At 73.5% G+C, this 7271-nt stretch carries 5 protein-coding genes; 3 read left to right on the top strand and 2 right to left on the bottom strand.

Translation table 11 applies throughout. The annotated features are described in order from the left end of the window. The coding region (locus G3I53_RS24000; RefSeq protein ID WP_164438755.1) for an MFS transporter at positions 1-1433 on the bottom strand (1433 nt) is incomplete at its 3' end. Positions 1434-1686: 253 nt separating this feature from the next. On the opposite strand from G3I53_RS24000, the gene panB reads away from it, so the two are divergent. From panB to G3I53_RS23985, 3 genes are all read left to right on the top strand, one after another. After that, entirely contained in the window at positions 1687-2562 is an 876-nt protein-coding gene (gene panB, locus G3I53_RS23995; protein ID WP_164339369.1) for a 3-methyl-2-oxobutanoate hydroxymethyltransferase, read from the top strand. 261 nt (positions 2563-2823) lie between these two features. Further along, positions 2824-3852, top strand: coding sequence for an ATP-binding cassette domain-containing protein (locus G3I53_RS23990; protein WP_164339367.1), 1029 nt, complete (start codon positions 2824-2826; stop codon positions 3850-3852). Further along, positions 3849-4673 (top strand): ABC transporter permease, encoded by an 825-nt coding sequence (locus tag G3I53_RS23985; RefSeq protein ID WP_164339365.1) that lies wholly within the window; start codon positions 3849-3851, stop codon positions 4671-4673. Before G3I53_RS23990 ends, G3I53_RS23985 begins: the two co-directional genes overlap by 4 nt. Positions 4674-4712: 39 nt before the next feature. Here G3I53_RS23985 and G3I53_RS23980 read toward each other — a convergent pair. Beyond that, positions 4713-7271: AAA family ATPase (locus tag G3I53_RS23980; RefSeq protein WP_239064074.1), on the bottom strand; the 2559-nt coding region annotated here is incomplete at its 5' end.

Genomic DNA, 7271 nt, shown 5'->3' with positions numbered 1-7271 from the left:
GCCGGGCCGACCAGGGCGTCGCCGCGCGGGCCGAGCCGGGCGGCGGCGGCGAGGGTGGCCTCGATGGACTCGCCGGCGGCGTGCCGGGCGGCGGGCGGCAGGAGGACGAGCCGGTCGGCGATGCCCGTGCGGTACGCCGCGGACAGCACCGAGCCCAGGACGGCGATGCCCAGGGCGCCGCCGACCTGGCGGAAGGTGTTGCTGAGCGCGGACGCCGAGCCCGCCTTCTCGCGCGGCAGGGTCTGCATGATGACGACGCTGACCGGCGTCATGACGTGGGCCATGCCTGTGCCCATGAGGAAGAACAGGCCCTCCAGGAGCCAGAGGGGGGTGTCGCGGTCCAGCACGGCGAAGCCGCCCAGCATGGCCGCGAGCAGCAGCAGGCCGCCGGTGGTGGTGGCCCGGACGCCGAAGCGGTCCACGAGCAGCCGGGCCCGCGGCGCGAAGATCATCTGCGCGGCGGCCAGCGGCAGCAGCAGCAGACCGGTCTGCAGGGGCGAGTAGCCGCGCACGCTCTGGAGGTAGAAGACCGCGAAGAAGGTGACGCCCATCAGGGCGAAGAACACCAGCGCGATGGCGACGATCGACGCGGAGAACACCTTGTTGCGGAAGTACGCCATGTCGATGGACGGGTGGTCGCTGCGCTTCTCGTACACGACGAAGGCGGCGAGGACGGCGAGCCCCGCGCCGGCGGTCGCCAGCACCGTGGCGTCGGTGAAGTCGGCGAGCCGGCCGCCCCGGATGATGCCGTAGACCAGCAGGACCAGGCCGACCACGGACAGCAGGACGCCGACGGGGTCGACGCGGCCGGGGCGCGGGTCGCGGGAGTCGGGGACCAGCCACAGCATCAGGCCGAGGGCGAGGAGCACGATCGGCACGTTGACCAGGAAGACCGAGCCCCACCAGAAGTGGTCCAGGAGCACCCCGCCGGTGATCGGGCCGATGGCGATGGCCAGGCCCACACCGCCCGCCCAGATGCCGATGGCCTTGGGCTGCTCGTCCCGCTCGAACACGTTCATCAGGACGGCCAGCGTGGCCGGCATGACGAACGCGGCGCCCAGTCCCATGACCGCCCGGAAACCGATGAGCTCCCCGGGTGAGCCGGAGAAGGCGGCCAGCGCCGAGCCGATGCCGAACACGGCGAGCCCGCCGAGCAGCACTTTCTTGCGGCCGAGCCGGTCGCCCAGCAGCCCGGCGCTGAAGAGCAGGCCCGCGAAGACGAGCGTGTAGGCGTTGATCGCCCACTCCAGCTCGCTCTGCGTGGCGCCGAGGCCGGTGGGCGCGGGGGTGGAGATCGTCTTGATGGCCACGTTCAGGATCGAGTTGTCCAGCACGACGATCAGCAGGCTGAGCATCAGGACGCCGAGGATCGCCCAGCGCCGCCGGTGCACGGCGTCGGGGATGCGGCCGTCGGGGGCGGCGGGAGAGGTCATGCGGGCCAGCCTAACGATTTCCGATACGAGACCGTCTCGTATCGGAAACCTTTTGCCGGGTCATTGCCGGGTCATTGCGTCACCCGACCGCCGGTGCGGCCCTGCTTCGGGTCACGGCTCGTACCGGCGCCGTGGAAACGACGGAAACCCGCCGTGCCGCCTCCCCTGGTGCCGGTCCCTTCGAAGTGCCACCATGGAAACGATCCGGGGACGCCGTCAGGGTGCCTCGAGATGACTGTTGGGAGACATTGCCATGACGCAGCTTTCTGCTGCCCAGCCTCCGAAGCCGGGTGCCTCCGACGGGAGCAAGGCGCTGTACGGGGGCAAGAGCACCCGTCGTGTCACCGTCCGGGACATCGCCGCCGCCAAGGAGCGCGGCGAGAAGTGGCCCATGCTCACCGCCTACGACGCGATGACCGCCTCCGTCTTCGACGAGGCCGGCATCCCGGTCATGCTGGTCGGCGACTCGGCGGGCAACTGCCACCTCGGCTACGACACCACGGTGCCGGTCACCCTCGACCAGATGACCATGCTGTCCGCCGCCGTGGTGCGCGGCACCACCCGCGCCCTGATCGTGGCCGACCTGCCCTTCGGTTCGTACCAGGAGGGCCCGGTGCAGGCCCTGCGGTCGGCCACCCGGCTGGTGAAGGAGGCCGGGGTGGGCGCGGTGAAGCTGGAGGGCGGCGAGCGCTCGCACCGGCAGATCGAGCTGCTGGTCGAGTCCGGCATCCCGGTCATGGCGCACATCGGCCTGACCCCGCAGTCCGTGAACGCGATGGGCTACCGCGTCCAGGGACGCGGCGAGGAGGCGGCGCAGCAGCTGCTGCGGGACGCCAAGGCCGTGCAGGACGCCGGCGCCTTCTCGGTGGTGCTGGAGCTGGTCCCGGCCGAGCTGGCCGCCGAGGTGACGCGCACGCTGCACATCCCCACCGTCGGGATCGGCGCGGGCCCCCGGACGGACGCGCAGGTCCTGGTGTGGACGGACATGCTGGGGCTGACCGGCGGCCGGGTGCCGAAGTTCGTGAAGCAGTACGCCGACCTGCGCTCCGTCATGAGCGGCGCGGCGAAGGCGTTCGCGGAGGACGTCGTCGGCGGAACGTTCCCGCAGGAGCAGCACTCCGTCCACTGACCCCTCACTCCCCCGGCCCGCCGGTCCGCCCGGCACCGGGGGTCCCCGACCATCCCGGCACCACCGCGGCAGCCCGCCGATCTTCCCCCGTCGGCGGGCTGCCGCCTTTCCGTGCGAGGTGCGGTCCGGCCGCGCGCGACCGCGTGCGGGATGCCCGCCCTGCGTCGCCTGTCGGCGTCCTGTCGGCGTCCTGTCCGTGGCGGTCCGGGCTGTCGGCCGCCTGTCGGCGGTCTGTCGGCGGCGGGTGACAGCGTCGGGGGCATGAAGCGAATCGACAACGACCCGGGTGGCGCCTCCGGCGCCGTCACCGTACGGGGGCTGGTCAAGCACTACGGCGCCACGAAGGCGCTGGACGGCGTCGATCTGGACGTGCGCGAGGGCACCGTGATGGGGGTGCTCGGGCCGAACGGCGCGGGCAAGACCACCCTCGTGCGGATCCTCTCCACCCTGCTCGCCCCGACCTCCGGGCACGCCACCGTCGCCGGGTACGACGTGGTCCGCCGGCCCCGGCAGCTGCGCCGGGTGATCGGGCTGACCGGCCAGTACGCCTCGGTGGACGAGAAGCTGTCCGGCCGGGAGAACCTGTACCTGATCGGCCGGCTGCTCGACCTGCCCCGCAAGGAGGCACGCGGCCGCGCCGACGCCCTGCTGGAGCGGTTCTCCCTGACGGAGGCGGCCCGTCGGCCGGCGGCCACCTACTCCGGCGGCATGCGGCGGCGCCTGGACCTGGCCGCCTCGATGATCGGCCGGCCGGCGGTGCTGTTCCTGGACGAGCCGACCACCGGACTGGACCCGCGCACCCGCAACGAGGTGTGGGACGAGGTGAAGCGGCTGGTCAAGGACGGGGTGACGGTGCTGCTGACCACCCAGTACATGGAGGAGGCCGAGCAGCTCGCCGGTGAGCTGACCGTGGTGGACCGCGGCAAGGTCATCGCGAGCGGCGGCATCGAGCAGCTGAAGGCCAGGGTGGGCGGCCGGACGCTGCGGATCCGCCCGGCCGACCCCCGCCGGCTGCGCCCGCTGGCGAGCGCGCTGGACGAGCTGGGCATCACCGGCCTGGCCGGTACGTCCGTGGACCCCGAGAGCGGCGCCGTCCTCGTCCCCGTCCTCAGTGACGAGCAGCTGACCGCCGTGGTCGGCGCGGTCACCGCGCACGGCATCACCCTCAGCTCCGTGACCACCGAACTGCCCAGCCTGGACGAGGTGTTCCTGTCCCTCACCGGCCACCGGGCCGGTGCGCCGCGGGACACCGCGCCCGCCGAGACCCCCGAGGAGGCCGTCGCCGTATGAGTGCCGCCACCCTTGCCCCGGCCGCCGCGACCGGCGGCGACGCGCGCATCCCGCTGCGGGCCCATCTCCGGCACACCGGGGCCCTCGTGCGCCGCAACCTGCTGTGGATCCGGCAGGACCCGGAGTCGATGTTCGACGCCGTGCTGTTCCCGATCGTCTTCACCCTGCTGTTCGTGTACGTCTTCGGCGGCTCGATCGGGCAGGCGCTGGGCGGCGGGCAGGACGCCTACGTGCAGTACATCGTGCCCGGGCTGATGGCCATGATGGGCATGAACATGGCCCAGGGGGTGGGCACCGGCTTCAACCAGGACTTCAACACCGGGGTCATGGACCGGTTCCGGTCCCTGCCGATCGGCCGCGGCTCCGTGCTGTTCGCCAAGATCGCGGTCGAGCTGGTGCGGATGCTGATCGCGACCTCGATCCTCCTGGTCGTCGGGGTGCTCGTCGGGTTCGACATCACCCGCTGGGCGGGGCTGTTCGCCGCCGTGGGGCTGTCCGTGGTGTTCGGCTCCGCCCTGATGTGGATCTTCCTCACGCTGGGCGTGGTGATGAAGAACGCCCAGTCGGTGCAGGCCATGGGCTTCCTGGTGCTGATGCCGCTCCAGTTCGGTTCGTCGATCTTCGCGCCCACCGGATCGATGCCGGGCTGGCTGCAGAACTTCACCGCCTACAACCCGCTGTCCTCCCTGGCGGACGCGGCGCGCGGCCTGATGGTGGGCGGCCCGGTCGCGCACGACCTGTGGCTGACGCTGGCCTGGTCGGTGGGCATCACGGTGGTGATGGCGCCGGTCGCGATCCACAAGTTCCGCACGAAGACCTGACCACCGGGCCCGACCACCCGGTCTCGATCACCCGCCCGATCATCCGGCCTCGATCAGGGCGACGGCCTCCTCGGGAGCGAGGCCGTCGCCCTGTGCGTACGCCTCCTCGTAGGCCGCGTCGCCGAGCACCGACCGGAGCCGGGACTCGGCACACCGGCGCGCCTCGCGCTCCCCGCGCACGGCGACGTGGCCGGGAGGCAGCAGGGCGTCGGCGGCGGACAGGCAGCGGGCCGCGTCACGCGCCCGGGCGCCGCCGTGCAGCCGGGCGAGGGCCGCCGCGCCCAGGGTGAGGTTCGCCGACCGCATGTGCGGTGCCATGGCGACGGCGAGCGGGTCGCCGGCCTGCCGCAACGCCCGCTTGATGGTGTCCAGGGCCCGCTCGTCGTGGCCGTCGACGATGTCCAGCCAGCCCTCGGCGCCGAGGATGAACGCGTCGAAGACGACGTAGTGCGCGATGCGGAACTCCTCGCGCAGCAGCCGCAGTTCCTCCCGCGCCTCGGCGGTGCGGCCGACGAGCCCGAGCCATCCGGCCAGGAACAGCCGGGCGGCGGGCAGGGCCTCGTTGTGCCGGTCCCGGGTGCCGCCGACGACCTCGCGCAGCAGCCGTTCACCGCGCTGCTCGTCACCGGCGTCGAGCAGCACGCTGCCGAGGCGGGTGGTGAGCACGGCCTTCTGGGCCTGTGCGCCGAGGCGTTCGGCGAGGGCGATGGCCGTCTCGTAGTCCGCGGCGGCGGCCTCGTAGTCACCGGTGCGTTCGTGGGCCTCGCCCCGGGCGGAGAGGGCCTCGGCCGTGCTCCAGGTGTCGCCGAGCGCGCGGTGGATCTCCAGGGCCTCGTCCGCGTCCCGCCGGGCGTCGCCCGCCCAGTCACTGCGGTTGGCCAGCACGTTGGCGCGCATCTGGAGGTTGGTGGCCAGTTCCCACTCGAATCCGGGGGTCTCCCGGCAGGTGCGGATCGCGGCGTCGATGGTCTCCCGCAGCCGGTCCATGTCGCCGGTCAGCATCACGGCGAACGCCCACAGGTGGCCGGGTGAGCGGCAGGTCTGCGGCAGTCCCGGTTCGTACGTGGCGGCGATGACGCGCAGTCTGTGCTGGGCCGCGGGTGTCTGCCAGTCGTCGAGTTCGGTGTCCATGCAGGCCATGTGGGCCAGGTGCACACCGCGCCGGGCCTCGGCCAGGACCTCGCCGGTCATCGGCGGCGGTGCGGCGGTGAGGGGATCCCACACCGGCGCGGCCGGGCGCACCGGCTCGGTGAACGGGTCGGGGCCGAGGGACGCGACCTCGCTGCACCAGTTGCGGGCCTCGATGCGCAGGTCGCGCATCCGCCAGAACCGGACGAGGGACAGCACCAGGCACAGGGCCTCCTGCTCGTCGCGCAGGGCGAGCGCGTGACGCAGCGCGGTGCGCAGGTTCTCGTACTCGCGTTCCAGCCGTTCGACGGCGGCGACCTGCTGCGGGCCGTGCAGCAACGGGTCGGTGGTGCGGGCCAGTTCGCGGTAGTGCGTCAGGTGGGCGCGTTCCGCCTCCGCGCGCCCGCCGCTCTCGTCGAGGCGTTCGCGCGCGTACTCGGCGACGGTCTCCAGCAGCCGGTAGCGCATCCCCGAGTCGCCGGACGGAGCGGCGACCACGAGCGACTTGTCGACCAGCGAGCCGAGCGCCTCCAGGGCGGCCGGCCCGCACACCGCCTCGGCGGCGGCCAGGTCGCAGCCGCCCGCGAACACCGACAGCCGTCCCAGCACCTCGCGTTCGTCCGCGTCGAGCAGGTCCCAGGACCAGTCGACGACGGCCCGCAGGGTCTGCTGCCGGGGCAGTACCGTGCGGCTGCCCGAGGTGAGCAGGCGGAAGCGGTCGTCGAGCCGGTCGGCGATCTGGCGCGGGGTGAGCATCCGCAGCCGGGCGGCGGCGAGTTCGACGGCGAGGGGCATCCCGTCGAGCCGCCGGCAGATCTCCGCGCACGCCTCGGGGTCGTCGGACACCCGGAAGCCGGGGCGGGCCGCCGCGCCGCGGTCGGCGAGCAGCCGCAGCGCGACCGGCTCCGGCAGCGGTTCGACGGGGCGCACCAACTCCCCGGGCACGCCGAGGGGTTCGCGGCTGGTGGCGAGGACGGTGAGCGCCGGGCAGCGTTCCAGCAGGGCTTCGGTGAGGCGGGCCGCGGCCTCGACGACGTGCTCGCAGTTGTCCAGGATCAGCAGCGTGCGGCGCCGCCCGCAGTGCTCGGTGAGGCGCTCCACCGGGTCGTCGTACCGGTCGGAGACGGCCCGCATCCCCTCGGCCCCGGCGCCGTACAGGACGGTCTCGCGGGCGCCGACGGCGGTGAGCACGGCCTCGGGGACGGCGTCGGGGTCGTCCACGGGGGCGAGTTCGGCCAGCCACACCCCGTCCGCGGCGGTCCGCGGCAGCGCCTCGGCGGCCTCCTGCGACAGCCGGGTCTTGCCCGCGCCGCCCGGTCCGGTCAGGGTGACCAGCCGGGCGGACTCCAGGTCCCGGCGGATGGCCCCGATGTCGGCCTCCCGTCCGACGAAGGACGTCAGCCGGGCGCGCAGGTTGCCGGGGCGGGCCGGCCGCGGCGGACCGGGCGGCGCCTGTCCCGGGCGGGCCGG

The sequence above is a fragment of the Streptomyces sp. SID14436 genome, assembly GCF_010548465.1.
GTDB lineage: Bacteria > Actinomycetota > Actinomycetes > Streptomycetales > Streptomycetaceae > Streptomyces.
Note: the sequence above shows the minus strand (reverse complement) of the source record. Positions and strands in the feature narration are given on the sequence as shown.

Bases quoted from the DNA above. Each gene is read 5' to 3' on its own strand.
- panB (WP_164339369.1), top strand. From the start codon at position 1,687: ATGACGCAGCTTTCTGCTGCCCAGCCTCCGAAGCCGGGTGCCTCCGAC.
- G3I53_RS23990 (WP_164339367.1), top strand. From the start codon at position 2,824: ATGAAGCGAATCGACAACGACCCGGGTGGCGCCTCCGGCGCCGTCACC.
- G3I53_RS23985 (WP_164339365.1), top strand. From the start codon at position 3,849: ATGAGTGCCGCCACCCTTGCCCCGGCCGCCGCGACCGGCGGCGACGCG.